The organism is Acetobacter sp. DsW_063 (assembly GCF_002153745.1).
Classification (GTDB): domain Bacteria; phylum Pseudomonadota; class Alphaproteobacteria; order Acetobacterales; family Acetobacteraceae; genus Acetobacter.
In genome coordinates this window covers 1-16,396 of record NZ_JOPL01000091.1, presented here as the reverse complement: position 1 = coordinate 16,396, position 16,396 = coordinate 1, and the positions used below count along the sequence as shown (strand labels likewise).

The 16,396-nt window shown below is 61.8% G+C and carries 16 protein-coding genes and 1 other RNA gene; 4 read left to right on the top strand and 13 right to left on the bottom strand.

Going from position 1 to position 16,396, the window contains the following annotated elements; translation table 11 throughout:
• Positions 1-32: 32 nt before the first annotated feature.
• The gene (locus tag HK28_RS11505; protein WP_086644736.1) at positions 33-1,628 is read left to right on the top strand and encodes a cell wall metabolism sensor histidine kinase WalK; all 1,596 of its coding nucleotides are present in this window, start codon (positions 33-35) and stop codon (positions 1,626-1,628) included.
• 77 nt (positions 1,629-1,705) lie between these two features.
• On the opposite strand, the gene HK28_RS11500 is transcribed toward HK28_RS11505, so the two are convergent.
• The 5 genes from HK28_RS11500 to HK28_RS11480 form a co-directional block, all read right to left on the bottom strand.
• Positions 1,706-2,281: a chalcone isomerase family protein gene (locus HK28_RS11500; RefSeq protein WP_158093460.1), complete on the bottom strand. Its 576-nt coding sequence runs from the start codon at positions 2,279-2,281 to the stop codon at positions 1,706-1,708.
• A 157-nt stretch (positions 2,282-2,438) separates the two neighbouring features.
• Entirely contained in the window at positions 2,439-3,113 is a 675-nt protein-coding gene (gene dnaQ, locus HK28_RS11495; RefSeq protein ID WP_086644700.1) for a DNA polymerase III subunit epsilon, read from the bottom strand.
• Positions 3,110-3,718 carry a dephospho-CoA kinase gene (gene coaE, locus HK28_RS11490; protein WP_086644699.1) on the bottom strand — a complete coding sequence of 203 codons (609 nt, stop codon included), beginning with the start codon at positions 3,716-3,718 and terminating at the stop codon, positions 3,110-3,112. Before coaE ends, dnaQ begins: the two co-directional genes overlap by 4 nt.
• Before the next feature lie 36 nt (positions 3,719-3,754).
• Positions 3,755-4,648: a shikimate dehydrogenase gene (locus tag HK28_RS11485; protein ID WP_233140509.1), complete on the bottom strand. Its 894-nt coding sequence runs from the start codon at positions 4,646-4,648 to the stop codon at positions 3,755-3,757.
• Positions 4,648-5,499, bottom strand: coding sequence for an N-formylglutamate amidohydrolase (locus HK28_RS11480; protein ID WP_086644697.1), 852 nt, complete (start codon positions 5,497-5,499; stop codon positions 4,648-4,650). The genes HK28_RS11485 and HK28_RS11480 overlap by 1 nt, the downstream gene beginning before the upstream one ends.
• Before the next feature lie 173 nt (positions 5,500-5,672).
• Between HK28_RS11480 and HK28_RS11475 the strand changes: the two genes are divergently transcribed.
• The gene (locus HK28_RS11475) at positions 5,673-6,479 is read left to right on the top strand and encodes a transglutaminase family protein (protein WP_026399352.1); all 807 of its coding nucleotides are present in this window, start codon (positions 5,673-5,675) and stop codon (positions 6,477-6,479) included.
• Between the two features lie 9 nt (positions 6,480-6,488).
• Here the strand turns inward: HK28_RS11475 and cmk are convergent, their stop codons facing one another.
• Complete coding sequence (gene cmk, locus HK28_RS11470; protein ID WP_086644696.1) at positions 6,489-7,142, bottom strand: (d)CMP kinase; 654 nt, start codon at positions 7,140-7,142, stop codon at positions 6,489-6,491.
• A gap of 312 nt (positions 7,143-7,454) precedes the next feature.
• Between cmk and HK28_RS11465 the strand changes: the two genes are divergently transcribed.
• Positions 7,455-7,787, top strand: a complete 333-nt coding sequence (locus HK28_RS11465; RefSeq protein ID WP_026399350.1) for a TIGR02300 family protein — start codon at positions 7,455-7,457, stop codon at positions 7,785-7,787.
• A gap of 648 nt (positions 7,788-8,435) precedes the next feature.
• Positions 8,436-10,199 carry a bifunctional diguanylate cyclase/phosphodiesterase gene (locus HK28_RS11460; protein WP_158093459.1) on the top strand — a complete coding sequence of 588 codons (1,764 nt, stop codon included), beginning with the start codon at positions 8,436-8,438 and terminating at the stop codon, positions 10,197-10,199.
• A 5-nt stretch (positions 10,200-10,204) separates the two neighbouring features.
• Here the strand turns inward: HK28_RS11460 and folB are convergent, their stop codons facing one another.
• From folB to ggt, 7 genes are all read right to left on the bottom strand, one after another.
• The gene (folB, locus tag HK28_RS11455; protein ID WP_086644694.1) at positions 10,205-10,612 is read right to left on the bottom strand and encodes a dihydroneopterin aldolase; all 408 of its coding nucleotides are present in this window, start codon (positions 10,610-10,612) and stop codon (positions 10,205-10,207) included.
• Between the two features lie 10 nt (positions 10,613-10,622).
• Complete coding sequence (locus tag HK28_RS11450) at positions 10,623-11,441, bottom strand: SDR family oxidoreductase (RefSeq protein ID WP_233140505.1); 819 nt, start codon at positions 11,439-11,441, stop codon at positions 10,623-10,625.
• Between the two features lie 36 nt (positions 11,442-11,477).
• On the bottom strand, positions 11,478-12,089 hold the full coding sequence (recR, locus tag HK28_RS11445) for a recombination mediator RecR (protein ID WP_198945869.1): 612 nt from the start codon (positions 12,087-12,089) through the stop codon (positions 11,478-11,480).
• 18 nt (positions 12,090-12,107) lie between these two features.
• Entirely contained in the window at positions 12,108-12,431 is a 324-nt protein-coding gene (locus HK28_RS11440; protein WP_026399346.1) for a YbaB/EbfC family nucleoid-associated protein, read from the bottom strand.
• Positions 12,432-12,480: 49 nt separating this feature from the next.
• The gene (locus HK28_RS11435) at positions 12,481-14,613 is read right to left on the bottom strand and encodes a DNA polymerase III subunit gamma/tau (protein WP_086644693.1); all 2,133 of its coding nucleotides are present in this window, start codon (positions 14,611-14,613) and stop codon (positions 12,481-12,483) included.
• A 91-nt stretch (positions 14,614-14,704) separates the two neighbouring features.
• An RNA gene (ffs, locus tag HK28_RS11430) (signal recognition particle sRNA small type) lies at positions 14,705-14,802 on the bottom strand.
• A 51-nt stretch (positions 14,803-14,853) separates the two neighbouring features.
• Positions 14,854-16,396: gamma-glutamyltransferase (gene ggt / locus HK28_RS11425; protein WP_143217413.1), on the bottom strand; the 1,543-nt coding region annotated here is incomplete at its 5' end.

Here is a 16,396-nt window from a genome sequence, read left to right as displayed (position 1 = left end):
TGGACTGCCCTGCGTCCGGATTTCAAACCGGCATGACCCCTAAATCGTTCAAGTTGCCCTTCTTGCCGTCATCCCTCGCCGCGCGGACCAGCCTGCTGCTTATCGTCGGTCTCGCGGTCATCGAGATCGTGGGTCTGACGATTGAGACACTCGACCGCATAGCCTTCGACGAACGTCTGGCCGAGCATCAGGCGATCGCCAGGACGGTCATGGTCTACAGAACCGTGGCCGAAGCTGAGCCCGATGACCGAAGCGCCATCGTCGACCGTCTGGCTTCCGACATGCTCCAGATACGTCTCGCCAGCCAGCCGGACGCGGATATGTCCCGCGAGATCACGACCCGTGAGTCGCAGGGCGTGCTTTTCATGCTCGGCGAAGAGCCGCTGGGGCCACGGCGAACCCCGGACGGACGACCGGGCGACGATATGGCCCGGCCTCCGCCTCCCATGGAGATGGACCCGGCCTTCCATCCCTTCCACGGGCCAGATGACCCCAACGGGCCGTTTTCCCGTAACGGCCCCCCACCCCACATGCCTCAGGTCGAAGGTTCCTCGTTCGGCGATCCCGGCGGAATCCGCCCCGATATCGATTCGTCTCGCCCCGCTCCCCGGCGCGCTCTGGGCATCCCCCTGCGCTGGCGGCCACAGCACATCATGGCGTTAGGTAATCCCTCGGGGCGTGCGCGCGGATTGGCGTTCCAACTTCCCGACGACACACGATGGCTGATTGCCCGGTTCCGCATTCCAGTGGCGACCCCTTTCAGTTCACCCCTGTTTCCTCTCGCCTTCGGCCTGATGACTGCCGCCGGCGGGTTGCTGATCGTGTGGGGCGTGCGACGATTGATCGCACCGGTGGGCACCTTGGCGGCTGCGGCGGAAGCGCTGGCGCCGGACGACAGCGGGCCGCCGCTGCCAGAGAACGGCCCGCTGGAGATCGCTCGCGCCGCGGCCGCCTTCAACGCCATGGCTGCGCGCATCCGGCGTTTCGTATCCGACAGGACGCTTCTGCTCACCGCGATCGGACATGATCTGCGCACGCCAATCACTCGCCTGAAACTGAGGGCAGAGTTCATCGACGACGATGAAATGCGTCAGAAATTTCTCGCCGACCTGAACGAGCTTTCCGCCATGGTCGAGGCGACGCTCGCCTTCGGCCGCGACAGTTCAAGTCATGAACCGGTGTCGTCGCTCAACCTCACCGCCCTTGCCCAAACCATCGTCGACGACTTTACCGAAGCGCACCTCGACATTTCCGACAAGATAGAACTTGTCGGAGATCCGCCACCGATTATCATCAGAGCCAGACCCCTCTCTTTGAAGCGGGCGCTGACGAACCTGATCGGCAATGCGATCGCGTATGGCGGCGGTGCGCGCGTGATGCTGGGCAAGAAGCCGGACGGAGAAATCGTCGTCAGGATCGAGGATGACGGGCCGGGGCTGCCGGAATGCGAGCTTGAACGCATGTTCGAACCCTTCGTCCGCGCCGAAGAAAGCCGCAATCGCGAAACCGGCGGAACTGGACTGGGACTGTCAATAGCCCGGACTATCGTACGCGGCCAAGGCGGCGACATTGTCCTACGCAACCGCTCGCCCCATGGCCTTGCCGCTATCGTTACCCTCGCCGCCTGACTCCCCGTCCGGTCGGACAGACTGACGGGGAGAAGCAGGGCCGGAGGATCACATCAGCAGAAGATGCGCGCGGAAGTTCAACCCCCGCCGATGATCGCGTTGCGATAGCTTTCGGTCGGCGACGCTGGTCCGACCAGAGACTTGATCAGCGCCTGCCCAAACAGCGGGTCGTTTACGTTGCCGATCCGAACATTATTACGAAGCAGCAGGACTCCCGTATCGTCGATGACGATCGTCTGCGTTGCATGGGAGTCAGCGGCAGTCAGGTAACCGAGAAACTTCTTGTAGCTTTCTTCCTGCTCGGGATGGCACGTCTCTTTGGCGCAGAAAGCTGTGTGAATCGTATCATATTCGGATCGCATGCGTTCGGCCGACGCGCCGTGCAGAAAGACGGAATAGATCACCTTCGGGTTCGGCGCGCTTTCGATGGCTTCGGTAGTGCGGGCGACCTCCGGCAGGTAAAGCGCCGTCGCGTAGCCATCGACCAAATGATAGAATACACGTACGCCTACGCCATTCAGATGCAGCGTCTTGCCGTAAACGTTAAACGTATCCGGGAAGGTGACCCCGCCTGCTGTCACGTCTGCACGCGCAGGCGTCGAAGCCATGATCGCGCCCGCCAGACATACCCCCGCCAACATCGCTCGCAGCATTAATTCGCCCTTCTCTTCTGTTTTTCTTGCCTGAATGCATAAACGCACGGCGTGGCGAATGGCGAACGAATGAAAAAAAAGCGCCGCGAGTTCAGCGCAGCGCGCATACATCGGCATTAGGTCCCCGATTATCGCAGTACAGAATTCGTGGGCGCCGCTACGTCTTCCATACCGGTTCAGGCATGGAGGTGACGAAAGCGTCATGTGCAGCCAGAACTTCCGCATCTGGCTGAACCAAAACCGGACGCCGCGACTCGGGGCCTACATAGCGCGCAGATGGCGCTTCGCCGCTCTCCACGCCAAGGCCGAGCCCGTGCTGCCGTCCTCCCATAAGCTCGACGTAAACGTCAGCCAGCAGTTGGCAGTCGAGCAGCGCGTTATGGGTGGTTCGAGCTGAAAGGTCGATGTTGTAGCGACGGCACAACGCATCGAGGCTGTTGGGCATGCCGGGGAAGCGCTCACGTGCGAGATCGAGCGTGTCAATCATCCGCGTCTCCGCAAGCGGCGGGCGATCGACACGGGCCAGTTCCGCGTTGAGGAAGCCGAAGTCGAAGCGCGCGTTATGCGCGATCAGGTCGTCACCAGCGATAAATTCGAGAAATTCCTCAAACACTTCGGCGAATTTAGGCTTTCCATCCAGATCCGCGCGTGAAAATCCGTGGACACGCGTCGCCTCGGCAGGGACATCCCGTTCCGGATCTATAAGCACGTGAAACTGGCGCCCGGTCGGCAAGTCACCCACCAGCTCCAGAGCCGCGATTTCGATCACCCGATCACCCTTAAGGGGCTCCAGCCCGGTGGTTTCAGTATCGAAGAGAACCGCCCGCTTCATCCACATAACTCCCTGACCAGACGCCTTACCTGCAGCGCCGTGTCCGTCTTTGAAAGGCCGCTTCGTATCACCCTGTCAGCCCGACGCCGTTTCTCGCGATCCGGCATCTGGCGGGCAATCAGACGCTCAGCATCCGCAAGGCTCATACCGCGCCTGCGCGCAATCCGGCGGATCTGCGTCGTGCGGGGGGCAGACACCACGACCGTCACGTCACAGGCGCGATCAGCGCCAGTCTCGAACAGCAGCGGCACATCAATCACGACCCACGGAAAGCGCGCCCGCCTGCACGCCCCGAGGAATTTTTTTCTGGAGGCGAAAACCATGGGGTGAAGGATCGCCTCCAGCTTCGCGATCAGGGAGCCATCGCCGATGACCGCCCGCCTGAGCGCCGACCGATCGATGGAGTCTCCCTTTCCGCCCGGCGCTCCGGGGCGAAGCGCATTGGGGACCAGCCGCGCTATGGCGCCGACAGCCCGCCCACCGGGTCCCTGCAAACGATGCACCTCCCGGTCCGAATCGAACACGGGGAACCCGGCTCTACGAAACATCCCGGCGACCGTGGTTTTCCCCATGCCCATTCCGCCGGTCAGGCCGATGATCTTCATGAACGCTTCCTCACCCGGACGTCTGGTCGCGTCGCTTCAACGCTTCAGCGCGGCCATGACATGGGCCAACGTGGCGGCGTCGACCGTCGCCTCCGCGCCGAACCACGCGCGAAAGCCGGGCCGCGCCTGATGCAGCAACATGCCGAGGCCGCCCACTCCGCGAAGACCTCTAGCCCGCGCCGCACGGAGCAGCCCGGTTTCAAGCGGAACATAGACGATGTCCGACACGGCCAGATCGTCGCCCGCCGCTCCGAGATCAGGCGCGAACGCCTCATCCGGCCCCCCATGCATGCCAAGGGATGTAGAGTTCACAAGAAGGGAAAAACCGTTCAACTCAGACTGCCACGCATCCCATGGCATCACGGACAGTTCAGGACACGCCGCGCCGACGTGCTCCCTCCACGTCGCACCAAGTTCCTCGACCAGAGCCCGGGCCCGTTCGTCCGTTCGGTTGGAGACAAACACCGCAACCCCACGCTCCAGCAACGCGAGGGCGACAGAACGCGCAGCGCCGCCCGCGCCCAGCAGCAGCGCCGGACCTCTTGCGGGCAACGTCGTTACATCGACACCTGCGTCCTCAAGGGAAGCCAGAAACCCGAAACCGTCGGTCGATGCGCCATGCACGCCGCCGTCATCGCGGAAAACCAGCGTATTCACCGACCCCGCAACCCGCGCGAGCGGATCGAGACTGTCCGCCAGAGCGAACGCCTCTTCCTTGTACGGAATGGTGACGTTGGCGCCCCGGAATCCAGCCGCCTGCATGCCGCGCACCGCGTCCGCAAAGCGACCGGCTGCGACAGGCAAAGGCACATAGGCGCCGTCTATCCCGAGGCGCGCCAGCCAGTAGTTATGCAGGATTGGCGAAAGCGAGTGACTGACCGGACGTCCGATCACGCCCGCCAGTCTGGCCGCGCCAGTAATGCGCCCGATCACGCATGGGCTCCATATTGCGCGTGGTAGCGTGCACGTGCGGCGGGCAGAATACGCGCGAGCCTTTCCGCCCATTCGCCCTGCCCTGCCTCGCTCTCGATCAGGTCCTGACGAATTTCCAGTTCGATATGTGGAACTCCTCGCTTCTCCCCGTGCATCGGCACCGTATAGTCGCTGGTGTCGGTCAGAACGTAAGGCTCGTTGTCGCCGACCGTCAGCCCGTCAGCCCGCAACGCGTCGAGCACTATGCGACCGAAACGGGGATCGTGATTGTGCAGCACGCCAGCCTGCCAGGGACGCTCCACACCGCCCATTTTCGGAGTAAAGCTGTGCAGCGCGATCAGAAAGGTCTCGAGCCCCACCGCGCTGCGCCTGTCCAGTTCCGCCCCGATCCGGGCGTGATAGGGATCGAATATCTCCGCCGTACGCAGGGAGGCGTCCGCCGCCGACAGCCCGATATTGGCAGGAACCTCAGTGCCGTCGCTGATCGAAACGATGGCCGTCGGGTGACCCGGCGCACGATTGCAGTCGATCACAAGCCGCGAATAAACCTGCTCAATCAGGAGCGAACCCAGAATCCGCGCCAGTTTCCGCCCGACGCCATCAATACCGATGTCCCAGCCGATGTGACGACGGCGATCCGCTTCCGTCACACCAAGGTCATCCAGGTCGCCCGGAATTGCTTGCCCGGCGTGATCGCTGACAAGCAGGAATGGCGACCGGGCGTCCGCCCCCCCATGAACGGCCACAGGCGCGGGGTCTTGCCCGCCCAGCAATCCGCCCGGCTTGGGCGCATGATCGTTCACATCTGCTGCGTCAGGCGCCGTCAAAGGGTTATAAAGACGCGTCATCGTTTGCCAGTCATCCAAACCAATCTGGAATCGAACCAATTGTGTCCGACAGTGTTATGACCATACCATAGCGCGAAACTGGCGATTCGAAACGGACCGCACGGCGTCCAACACGTGACGCGCCGCAGCCCGCTTACCCGTCGGCCTGCGTCATCAGAAAAAGGCAGGCCCAAATGCGGATTCGCGCCGGTTACGATATTTCGATTGAATTCCCTGCGCCCACGCCCGTCGTCCTGATGCTCGACATTCGCCCTGAACGCGAAACCGACCTGGTCACGCCTCAGCGAGCTTACTTCGAACCGCAGGTTCCAGCGCAACGGTATGTCGATGGTTTTGGCAACCGTTGCACGCGGCTTCTTGCGCCCGCAGGCGTCATGCGCACGTGGGCTGAATTCACCGTCTCAGATAGCGGACGCCATGAGAGGCAGGCGGTCGACGCGTGGCAGACGCCGGTGCAGGATCTGCCGCCCGACGTGCTCGTCTTTCTGCTTGGCAGCCGCTACTGCGAAACCGATCTTATGTCCGGGTTGGCATGGTCCCTCTTCGGTCACACGCCCATGGGCGGGGCTCGCGTGCAGGCGATCGTCGACTATGTGCACAACCACCTCAAGTTCAATTACGGACTGGCTCGCAACACCCGCTCCGCCTACGACGCGTGGAATGAGCGCGTCGGAGTTTGCCGGGACTTCGCACATCTTGCGGTGACTCTATGCCGATGCATGAACATCCCCGCGCGCTACTGCACCGGATATCTCGGGGACATCGGCGTGCCGCAACTTCCAGATCCGATGGATTTTTCCGCGTGGTTCGAAGTCTGGCTGGACGGGGGCTGGTACACGTTTGACGCCCGCCACAACGAGCCGCGCATCGGACGTATCGTCATTGCGCGCGGTCGGGACGCATCCGACGTCGCAATCTCTACGTCGTTCGGACCGCATATACTGCGGAATTTCTCGGTCACGACTTACGAGGAATTTTAACCGCCGCGTTCAATCCGCTGCGGCCAGACGGTCCTTGACGATCCGTATGGCCTCCGCGAGGACAGCATTCGCATCCATATCATCGGTGACGATCATTACAGCGTCCTCCGCGATACGCAGGGGCGCCGTCTCGCGCGCGGAATCAGCCTCGTCGCGCGCGCGAATTGACGTCTCGATCTCGCGGAGTTCCTCCTCCCATCCCGGGCGCGTCGTATCGCCGCCGGTCTGCAGATAGCGGCGCAAGGCGCGCGCCGCAGGCGAGGCCGTCACGTACAGCTTCACCAACGCGTCGGGAAAGATGACTGTGCCGATGTCGCGGCCATCAAGCACTGCGCCACGTTCGTCAGCGAAGCGGCGCTGGACGCCCACCAGCGCATGCCGCACCTCCGGCTGGCGCGCCACAAGGCTGGCCGCACGGTCAACCTCCGGAACTCTCAAGTCGCCCCTAAGCAGGTCCTCGGGCGACAATCCCTCCGCCTGCTCAAGACCGGACGTATGCGCCGGGTCCTCAGACACGTCGAGCATCCGCCGCGCCACGGCGCGATACAACAAGCCTGTGTCGAGGTACGGCAGGCCGATTTCATCGGCCAATCTTTTGGCCAACGTGCCTTTCCCTGCGGCGGCAGGCCCATCGACGGCGACGACGAACGGCTGTCTCAGCATGGCTTTTCTGTCTCCTCAACCGATTCGATGGCGGCACAACGTCGCCTCGCCGGTCTCTAATTGCCGACGTTGGCCAAGTCCATGCGATAACGTGTTGCGCCCGGCTGGCCGATGCGCATTCTCCCCGCTCAGTCCTCCTTCGGGCAAAACTTCAGGCAATTCAGCCCGCCGCAATGCACGGTTTATTTGACATGGAGCCCGCAAGCTGGCATTTGCCAGCGCCCTAAGTCGGATCGATACCCCCCGTCGACACAACGTAAGGGCGGGTGCTTCGCTCAGTATCCACACCACAGTAGGATCCACAGGCTCACGATGGCTCAGCCCGAACTCGGAACAAAACGCGTTTGCGTGTCGTGCGGCACGCGTTTCTACGACCTCAATGCGAGCCCCGCAGTCTGCCCGAAATGCGGCGCGGAACAGCCGTTCGAAGCGCCGCGCCTGCGTCGCGCCAATGACGGCGTCCCCAGCGCTCCGGTGAAGCCGATCGCGAAAGATGACGAGGCTGGCGACGATATCGATCTCGACACCGATGACGATGCGGAAGACGACGGCGTGATCGAAGACAGCGAGGATCTCGATGACGACGCCGACGATATCGGCAACGATATAGACGTCAATCCGGAACAGGACGAACACGACTCGTAAGAACCGTATTCGACACGCGATGCTGCGATCCGACCACCAGTTGGACGCAGCGCCGTGGCGTACGGCTACATATCTCCGCGCCGTTCCTCGCCGGATGGCGCGTTTTTTGTACGTGCCGTATTTCTCCTCGTAAAGCACTATGTGTTTCGTGCATCCGCGTGCAACGACGTATTGCGATAACACTATGATTATCCCGCAAGAACACCCCTGTCAGAAGCTTATGCGGTCTACGGCGTAGGATTTTCGCGGGAATCCACCCCGATCCTGGCGAAGCCGTGAAAAACCATCGATCTGCATTAGTTGCGCCGAATTATCGCCATATTGAATGCGTCTAAGCTGTTTTCACTTGACGTAATGCGAAAGCTGTCGTCGACTTACGCGAGACGCTGTATAATTTTTTGCCACGCATCTTCTGAGCAATACAAAAATAACAGAACTTGATGGTGGTTCTCAATCGGTTCCATAACCAAACGTGTGACATCCTGAACGTCACAAGATACCAAGAGGCACGGCGGCTCGAACGAGCCTCCGACGCGATATAGCGACCAACCGAAGACACTGTAAGCGCGCATGCGCCGATATTCGTATTCGGCCCCCTTACCCCCCACTTCGCCGTCAGCGGCTTTTTTCACCGGAAAACGCAGAATCATGACCCAATGGCTTGATAAGGCTGTCGAGCTTCCGTGTGACCTGAAGCCTGCAGTGACGGCGGCCGGGAAAACGTTCGGGGCCCACTCAGAAGCCCTGCATCATGTGCTTGACGCGAGCGTCGACTGTATCAAGATCATCGAATGCGACGGCACCCTGCGTCATCTCAATCTTTCCGGCCAAAGAGCCTTCGGCGTGGAAAAAGGGGAAAGTTTTGTTGGCCAGCATTGGCTCGATTTGCTGCCTAGAGAGATTCGCGGGCGGGGACGCCGGGCGTTGCAAGCAGCCACAACAGGCAGAAGAGCGCGTTTTACCGTCAAGAGTGCGCTTCCCGGGCGCGGCGTAGAGCACTGGGAAAACGTTCTTACCCCCGTCATCAGCCTCGACGGCGGCGTGAACGCTGTTCTGTGCGTATCACGCAATGTCACGGCCCTGCGGGAGGTCGAAAAGAAGCTGAAAATCAGCGCTGCTCATGACGCGCTGACAGGTCTTCCCAACCGCAAAAATTTTCTGCGCACACTTCAGCGCATGCTGAAAGGGCGAAGCTGCCCCGACGACCAAATCGGCCTGCTGGTCATCGATCTCGATTATTTCAAGCAGATCAATCATCTATTCGGTCACGAAGCTAGCGACCTCCTTCTGCGTGAACTTGCTGATCGCCTGAAAGCCGAATTGCAAGGGTCCGCCTTCGTCGCCCGCATATGCGGAGATGAATTCGCTATCGCCGTCAATGCAGCCGCTGGCGAAGCGAGCCTGAAGGCGCTTGCCGACAAATTATCGGCTGTGGCCGCACATCCGTTTCTTCAGGATGAGCACGCCATAAAGATCAGCATCAGCATCGGTGGCGCACTATCTCGGAGCGATTCCGACCGCCAGCAGGATGAAAAGGCTGCAACCCTTTTAAAAAACGCCAGCCTTGCCTTGCAGGAAATAAAGTCCCACGGCCGAGGTGGTTTCAGGTTATTTCATCAGCCTATGACGCAGACGGTGGATCGCGTCTTTCATGGCCTGCGTGTAGCACGAGATATTGTCGACCAGGATACGGTTCAGCCCGCCTATCAACGTCAGGTCGATCTCCTGACCGGCAGGACCGTCAGCTACGAAGTTCTGTTACGCTGGTCGGACACGGTTGGCGGCGCTCTGAAATCTCCCGCCGCGATAGCCGAGGCATTTCACGATTATCACCTCGCCACCAGGCTGGCTTTTCTGATGCGCAAATGGGTCTTTCGGGATGCCAAGCAATGCCTGGCCAGAGGCGGATCCCTTCCCCCTATCTCGATCAACGCCTCGCCCGTGGAATTCATGCGGGACGACTTCGCCGAAACATTTCTGGCGCAACTGGATGAATTCGACCTTCCTCCGGGCTCGATCGCCGTGGAAGTCACCGAACAAGGCCTGATCGAACCAGGCCCGACTTACGCTTTGCGTGCGCTCAGGCTGCTGAAAGACCGAGGCATCTCGATCACCTTGGACGATTTCGGTAAAGGATACTCATCCTTTTCAAGACTTCTGGAATACCCTTTCGACGGCCTGAAGATAGATCATGCCTTCGTAAAAAACATAACGCTGGACGCATCAAGCCACGCCATCGTCGACACGATCGTTTCTCTTGGAGAACGTCTATCGCTGACCATAGTCGCCGAAGGCATAGAGACCAAGGAGCAGAGCGACATGCTCACCGCCATGGGGTGCAGGATAGGCCAAGGCTACTATTTTTCTCCCCCGGAACCCGCCGCAACCGCGCTTCGCATTCCTCCCTGCTGAACGGCTCAGGCCGTCGCTTCAGACCAGCGTTCGATCTCGACGCCAACCGAATCCAGTTCGGCAAACACCTCCAGTTTCTCGATCATAACCCGTACGACCCGAACACGTTTTTCCTGCATCACGCCGGCTGCAATCCGTTCGGCGAGTGTCTCAACAAGACGGATATGCCCCTCCGCCACGATGCGTCGCACCAGCAACACAACATGCTCGTAAGAGACCGTACGGCTCAGGTCATCGGCTCCTTCCACCAGGTCGCGTCGGTCGTCCACACCGAACGACACGTTGATGCGCACCTTCTGCGACACCCCTTCTTCATGGGGAAAAACGCCGATATGCGCATCGACAATCATATCCTTGAGAAACAAGCGCCGCAGCCCGAGATTCGCAGGCCACGGAGCGAGGGTCGTCGTCATGTCGCGCGTCCTATTCCGTCACGGCGTCCGCAGGGTTGGTGGGCGCCGGATGCCACTGCATGTGTTGACCTCCATCAAGGGCCAGCATCTGCCCAGTAACGGATGGCAGGGCCAGCAGCGCCAGTGCCGCGCGCGCGACTTCCGCAGGCGACGTCCCGCACCGCAGCGGCGTAGACGCGCATTGTCGCCGGAATTCGGCCTCGGTCTGCCGTGGGCTCGGCAACGCAGGCCCCGGACCTATAGCATTCACCCGAATGTTCTTCGACGCCAGCGCCAGAGCCAGCGTCTGCGTCAACGTCCACAGCGCGGACTTTGACACGGTGTAAGTGACGAAATGCGGGGTCAGAGACCAGACTCGTTCGTCCAGCATGTTCAGAACCATGCCCGACATATCCGCAGGCATCGCAGCGGCGAACGCCTGCGTAAGCACGAAGGGCGCACGCAGATTTGGCTCTATATGTGCGTCCCAACTCGCCCGGGTTGCGGTGTCCCACTCATCCCGGTCGAACGTCGAGGCGTTGTTCACCAGCACGCCCAGCGGCCCCAATTCCTCTGCAGCGCGCGACGTCAACGACGTCACCTCATCTTCGCAAGCAAGATCGGCCTGCAACAGGCATCCCCTGACGCCGAACGCCTCAACATCGTGCAAGGTCTTCGCTGCGTCGGTCTGATCGCCGCGATGATGGATCGCTACGGAAAAACCCGCCTCAGCAAGAGCAAGCGCGATGGCGCGGCCAAGGCGTCGCGACCCGCCCGTCACCAGAGCTGCACGTGGAATAGTCTCGGAAATCAGCGCCCCTATGGGGCCACCGCTCATAGTGCCGCTCATTGGGCCGCTTCCTTGATTTATTGAACGAAGCGCGGATCAGACGACTGGGCGTCGTGCGCTCAACGCCGCCGCCAAAGTGCCGTCATCCAGCACCTCCAGCGCGCCACCGACCGGCACCCCCTGCGCGACGCGCGTGATGCTGACGCTATACCCGCTCAACCGTTCCTGCAGCCAGTGCATGGTCGTAGCGCCATCGACCGTCGCGCTCAGGGCGAGAATAACCTCCCGAACGGTTCCCTCATCGAGACGCGCCAACAGCGGCTGCAGATTGAGATCCTCCGGGCCGACGCCGGAAAGAGCCGACAACACCCCGCCCAGAACCATATAAACGCCGTGATATGTCCCCGCGCGCTCTAGCGCCCACAGATCGGCCACACTCTCGACCACGCAGACGACGTCCTGATGCCGCGACGGGTCCATACAGATGTGACAGGGATCTTTACCGTCAAGGTTTCCGCAGCGACTGCATGTCCGCACTGACGTCGCGGCTTCCTGCATGGCGCGGGCCAGAGGGACCATTCGTCCTTTGGGGTCGCGCAACAGGGCCAGCACGATCCGTCGCGCGGAACGCGGCCCCAGGCCGGGCAGGCGCGACACCAACCCGATCAGACGCCCGATCTCCCCATTCGCCAATACGCCCCCGGCCATGCGGAACGCCTTATCGGCTTAGAACGGCAGCTTCAGCCCCGGCGGCAGGTTCAGTCCGCCGGTCGCCTTCTGCATTTCCTCGGAAGCCTTGGCGTCCAGTTTCACCCGTGCGTCCGCGCAGGCCGCAAGGATCAGATCCTGCAGCATTTCCATTTCGTTCGGATCGGCGAGCTTCGGATCAATACGGATGGCGCGCATGTCGCCCTTGCCACTGAGCGTGACGGACACCATGCCCGCGCCCGCGCTGCCTTCGATGACCGTTTTCTCGAGGGTCGCCTGCATGGCTTCCATCTTCGCCTGCATTTCGGAGGCCTGTTTCATGAGGCTGGCGAGATTTTTCACGTCAATCGATCCTTACACGTCATGGCGGCGGCGCACGTCGCCAGATTCACTAGCGGTCGTCGGAAGCGCCAAGCGTCATGTCCAGCCCGGCGTCGGCGACTGCATCAATCCAGTTTTCGGCCGCGTCGCCCGAATAACCAGCTTCCCAAGGATATTCCAACTGGTCGCCGCCCAGCAAACCCACGTCGGGAATATCGTCCTCGGGAGGCAGGCCGTAATACTCGTCGAGCGAGGAATCTTTCAACTCCCCGAGTTCAGCGTCCGGAAACGCGTCGAGAATCGCGCGCACGAGCGGGTGCGCCTTGGCGTCCTTTCGCTGGAACTGAATGATGCGCGCACTCTGCTCTTCCAGCGTCGGTTCGCCCTCCGCCTCCGAACGGCGCACCATCCAATGCGATCCAAGCCGGGCACGCAGAAATTTCTGGACCTGCTGCGTCAGATCCCGGGGGCCGCGATGATCGACGCGGAATTCGACCAACGGCGGCGCAAAATTCACCAGATGCGCCGAATGCAACAGATGGCCATGCAGCACGGCCTCCGTCGCGTCATCACGCACATAGGCGACCAACTCACGCCATGTCCGCGGAGCAGGCCTCTCCGCGACTTCAGGTTCTGCGACGGCGGGTGTCTCTTCGGCAGGCTGAAGCATTCCTTCGCTGGTCACCAGACGAACGACGCTTCGCTCAACGGCGCCTGACGACGCCAGAGCCGTCGGCGCGGACGCCGGGTCAAACTGCTGCCCAACGGCTATCGCCGAGCCAAAAGCCTGCGCCCCCCCAGAAGACCCGCCTCCGCCGGAAGAGCTCCCTTCGGGTTGGCGCCCCTGCCCCGCCGGACCGGCAGCCGCTTCAAGACGCTTCAGTAAATCGCCCGGCAAAGGCGCGCTCGCCGCGTAACACAGGCGGACCAGAACCATCTCCGCCGCCTCCCGGCGCAGGGACGCGGTCTCGACCTCACCCAGCCCCTTGAGCAGAATCTGCCAGGCGCGCGACAGGTCGCCCATCGACAGCGAATCGGCGAACACGGCACCCCGCACCCGCTCCGCCTCCGGCAACTCCCCCGAATCGCGCAACGCGGGCGCGGTTTTTAGGCGTGTCACCATGTGCGTGAGTTCAGCAAGATCCCCGAGTAGTGCGCCGAGATCGCCGCCCCGGCTGTACGCAGCGTCCGCCAGCGCAAGCACAGCCTCGATGCGGCCCTTCATCACCGCCTCAAACAGATCGAAGACAAGCCCCCGGTCCGCCAACCCCAACATGTCGCTGACCAGAGTGGCCGGTATCGGCGCGTCGGCGTCCCCCTCGTAGATCGCACCCTGAGCGATCGCCTGATCCAACAGAGACAGCCCGTCTCGCACCGAACCGTCCGCCGCGCGCGCGATCAAGGCCAGCGCCTCCGGTTCGATCCGCACGCCTTCCCGGGTGGCGACGGTTCCGAAAAACTCAGTCAACGCCGCGTGCGATACGCGACGCAGATCGAAACGCTGGCAGCGTGAAAGCACCGTCACCGGCACTTTCCTCAACTCTGTCGTCGCGAATATGAACGTCACCTGCGACGGCGGTTCCTCAAGCGTCTTCAGCAACGCGTTGAACGCGTTGCGCGAGAGCATGTGAACCTCGTCGATGATGAAGACCTTCATCCGCCCCTGAATCGGGCGAAAGCGCGTCGCTTCGATAATCTCGCGCACGTCATCAACGCCGGTGCGGGACGCAGCATCCATCTCGAGAACGTCGGGGTGCCTGTCGCCAAGGATTGCGATGCAGTTCGGGCAGACGCCGCAGGGATCAGCCGTCGGACCGCCCTTACCATCCGGCCCGACGCAATTCAGCGCGCGCGCGACGATTCGCGCCGTCGTCGTCTTGCCTACGCCGCGCACGCCGTTGAACATGAAGGCATGGGCGACGCGCCCAACAGCGAAAGCGTTGCGCAAAGTGCGCACCATCGCTTCCTGCCCGATCAGATCATCGAACGTGGTCGGGCGGTATTTCCGGGCGAGAACGCGATAGGACACGCCCGAGCGAGAGGGCTCGGCCTGAACCGTGCGCTGACTTGCGCCAGCGACGGGCGTAGATGCAGGCTGCTCGGCAGCCAAAACCGGGGCGGCGGGAGCCGGCTCACCGAACAAACCCGAGCCGTCTTCCACGGGAAGCGGCAGGCCGTCGTCTTCGTTTTCGGTGTCTGACATGGCGTTAGGCCCTGAAAACCGTAGGAGACCACGATAACGCCCCGACGGGGCGACACATCGTCGGATCAGGCCAGCATGTCGAGGAAGATGCGGTGGAAGGCCGAACGACGACCCGGGCGAAACTCACTGCGGCTGCTTCCTTCCGGACCTGACCGGGTTGGCAAGGCACCCGTCCGCCGCCGACCTTCCGGGGACGGTCTCTATCACGCGGCTTCAGCCTCGACCACCCCTAATTACACCCTATTCGCCGACTGCCGCGCCACCGGGATGACGGCGATCGGGCGCGCCGAAGAAACCGGGCTTGCGGGGTCCAGACAGGGTCGGGCCGCCCGCGATAATCCCTTCCGGCACGCCCCATGCGGCGTGTTCGTGAAACACGTAACCTTCTCTGGAGAGCGTCTCTTTCACAGAATCGGACAGCGCGCCTTTTTCGATCTCCACCGCCTGCGGCAACCATTGCTCATGGATGCGCGGCAGGTCGATGGCCTGCTGGATGTCGAGACCATAATCGACAGCGCCTAGAATCACGGAAAGGATGATGGTCGGAATACGCGAACCACCAGGGCTTCCAATCACCATCACGGGCTTGCCGTCGCGCGTGAGGATCGTCGGCGCCATCGAAGACAGAGGCGTCTTGCCTGGCTCCACCTGATTCGCGACGCCGCCGACAATGCCAAACATATTAGGCGAACCCGGCTTTGCCGTGAAATCATCCATTTCGTCGTTCAGGAAAAACCCGGTGTTTCCCGCGATCACGCCTGAACCGAACCAGCCATTCAGCGTGTAGGTCGTGGACACGGCGAAGCCGGACGAATCCATCACGGAGAACTGCGTCGTCTCGTGCTTCTCCGTAGCCCCCTCTGCGGTCGGAACCACATTTGAACCCGGAGCGGCCTGACCGCCGATCAAGGTATTGGAATCGATCGCAACATCTGTCGGTATTGCTTGCCGCACCGCGACTGCGTACGCAGGGTCGATAAGGTGAGACACCGGATTCTGCACGAACGCCGGGTCGCCAAGGTCGCGCCTGTCAGAATAGGTATGCCGCATCGCCTCGATCTCGTGCTGAACCGAAGGCGCGGTATGCAGCCCGAGCGCGTGCATGTCGTACCCCGACAGAATGTTCAGCATCTCACACAGCGCTACGCCCCCGCCGCTGGGAGGCGGCGTCGTCTCGATCACATAACCGCGGTAGCTACAGGTCAGCGGCGGCATCACTCGCGGCGCATATTTCGCAAAATCGTCCATTTGCAAAATGCCGCCATTGTCGTTGCTCGCGTCGACGACCTTCCGGGCAATCGAGCCTTTGTAGAAGGCGTCCGTGCCCCCCTTCGCGATGGCGTCCAGCGTATCGGCCAGTTCGATCTGGACCAGCCGGTCGCCCACCTGCATCGGGGAACCGTCCGGGCGCAGGAAAATATTCCGGGCGGCGAGATCGTCGCGGAACACGTCGGTGCTGGTATGCAGAAGCTGCACATCGCCGTCGGCGAGAACAAACCCGAGACGCGCCAGTTTGATCGCCGGGGCCATCAACTTCTCACGCGACATGTGCCCCCAACGCTGGCGCACCAGTTCAAGCCCCGCGACCGTTCCGGGAACGCCTATGGACTTCCAGCCGCGCACGGATAAACCCGGCACGACAGTTCCATTTGCGTCCTGATACATTGTCGGCGTCGCCTTCAGCGGCGCGTGCTCACGAAAATCTATGAATACGGCGGCGCCCGTCGCGGGGTGCAGCACCATAAAACCGCCGCCGCCAATATTGCCCGCAGCCGGATAGACA

Coding starts and splice junctions, on each gene's coding strand:
- HK28_RS11505 (WP_086644736.1), top strand. CDS start 33: ATGACCCCTAAATCGTTCAAGTTGCCCTTCTTGCCGTCATCCCTCGCC.
- HK28_RS11500 (WP_158093460.1), bottom strand. CDS start 2,281: ATGCTGCGAGCGATGTTGGCGGGGGTATGTCTGGCGGGCGCGATCATG.
- dnaQ (WP_086644700.1), bottom strand. CDS start 3,113: ATGAAGCGGGCGGTTCTCTTCGATACTGAAACCACCGGGCTGGAGCCC.
- coaE (WP_086644699.1), bottom strand. CDS start 3,718: ATGAAGATCATCGGCCTGACCGGCGGAATGGGCATGGGGAAAACCACG.
- HK28_RS11480 (WP_086644697.1), bottom strand. CDS start 5,499: ATGACGCGTCTTTATAACCCTTTGACGGCGCCTGACGCAGCAGATGTG.
- HK28_RS11475 (WP_026399352.1), top strand. CDS start 5,673: ATGCGGATTCGCGCCGGTTACGATATTTCGATTGAATTCCCTGCGCCC.
- cmk (WP_086644696.1), bottom strand. CDS start 7,142: ATGCTGAGACAGCCGTTCGTCGTCGCCGTCGATGGGCCTGCCGCCGCA.
- HK28_RS11465 (WP_026399350.1), top strand. CDS start 7,455: ATGGCTCAGCCCGAACTCGGAACAAAACGCGTTTGCGTGTCGTGCGGC.
- HK28_RS11460 (WP_158093459.1), top strand. CDS start 8,436: ATGACCCAATGGCTTGATAAGGCTGTCGAGCTTCCGTGTGACCTGAAG.
- folB (WP_086644694.1), bottom strand. CDS start 10,612: ATGACGACGACCCTCGCTCCGTGGCCTGCGAATCTCGGGCTGCGGCGC.
- HK28_RS11450 (WP_233140505.1), bottom strand. CDS start 11,441: ATGAGCGGCACTATGAGCGGTGGCCCCATAGGGGCGCTGATTTCCGAG.
- recR (WP_198945869.1), bottom strand. CDS start 12,089: ATGGCCGGGGGCGTATTGGCGAATGGGGAGATCGGGCGTCTGATCGGG.
- HK28_RS11435 (WP_086644693.1), bottom strand. CDS start 14,613: ATGTCAGACACCGAAAACGAAGACGACGGCCTGCCGCTTCCCGTGGAA.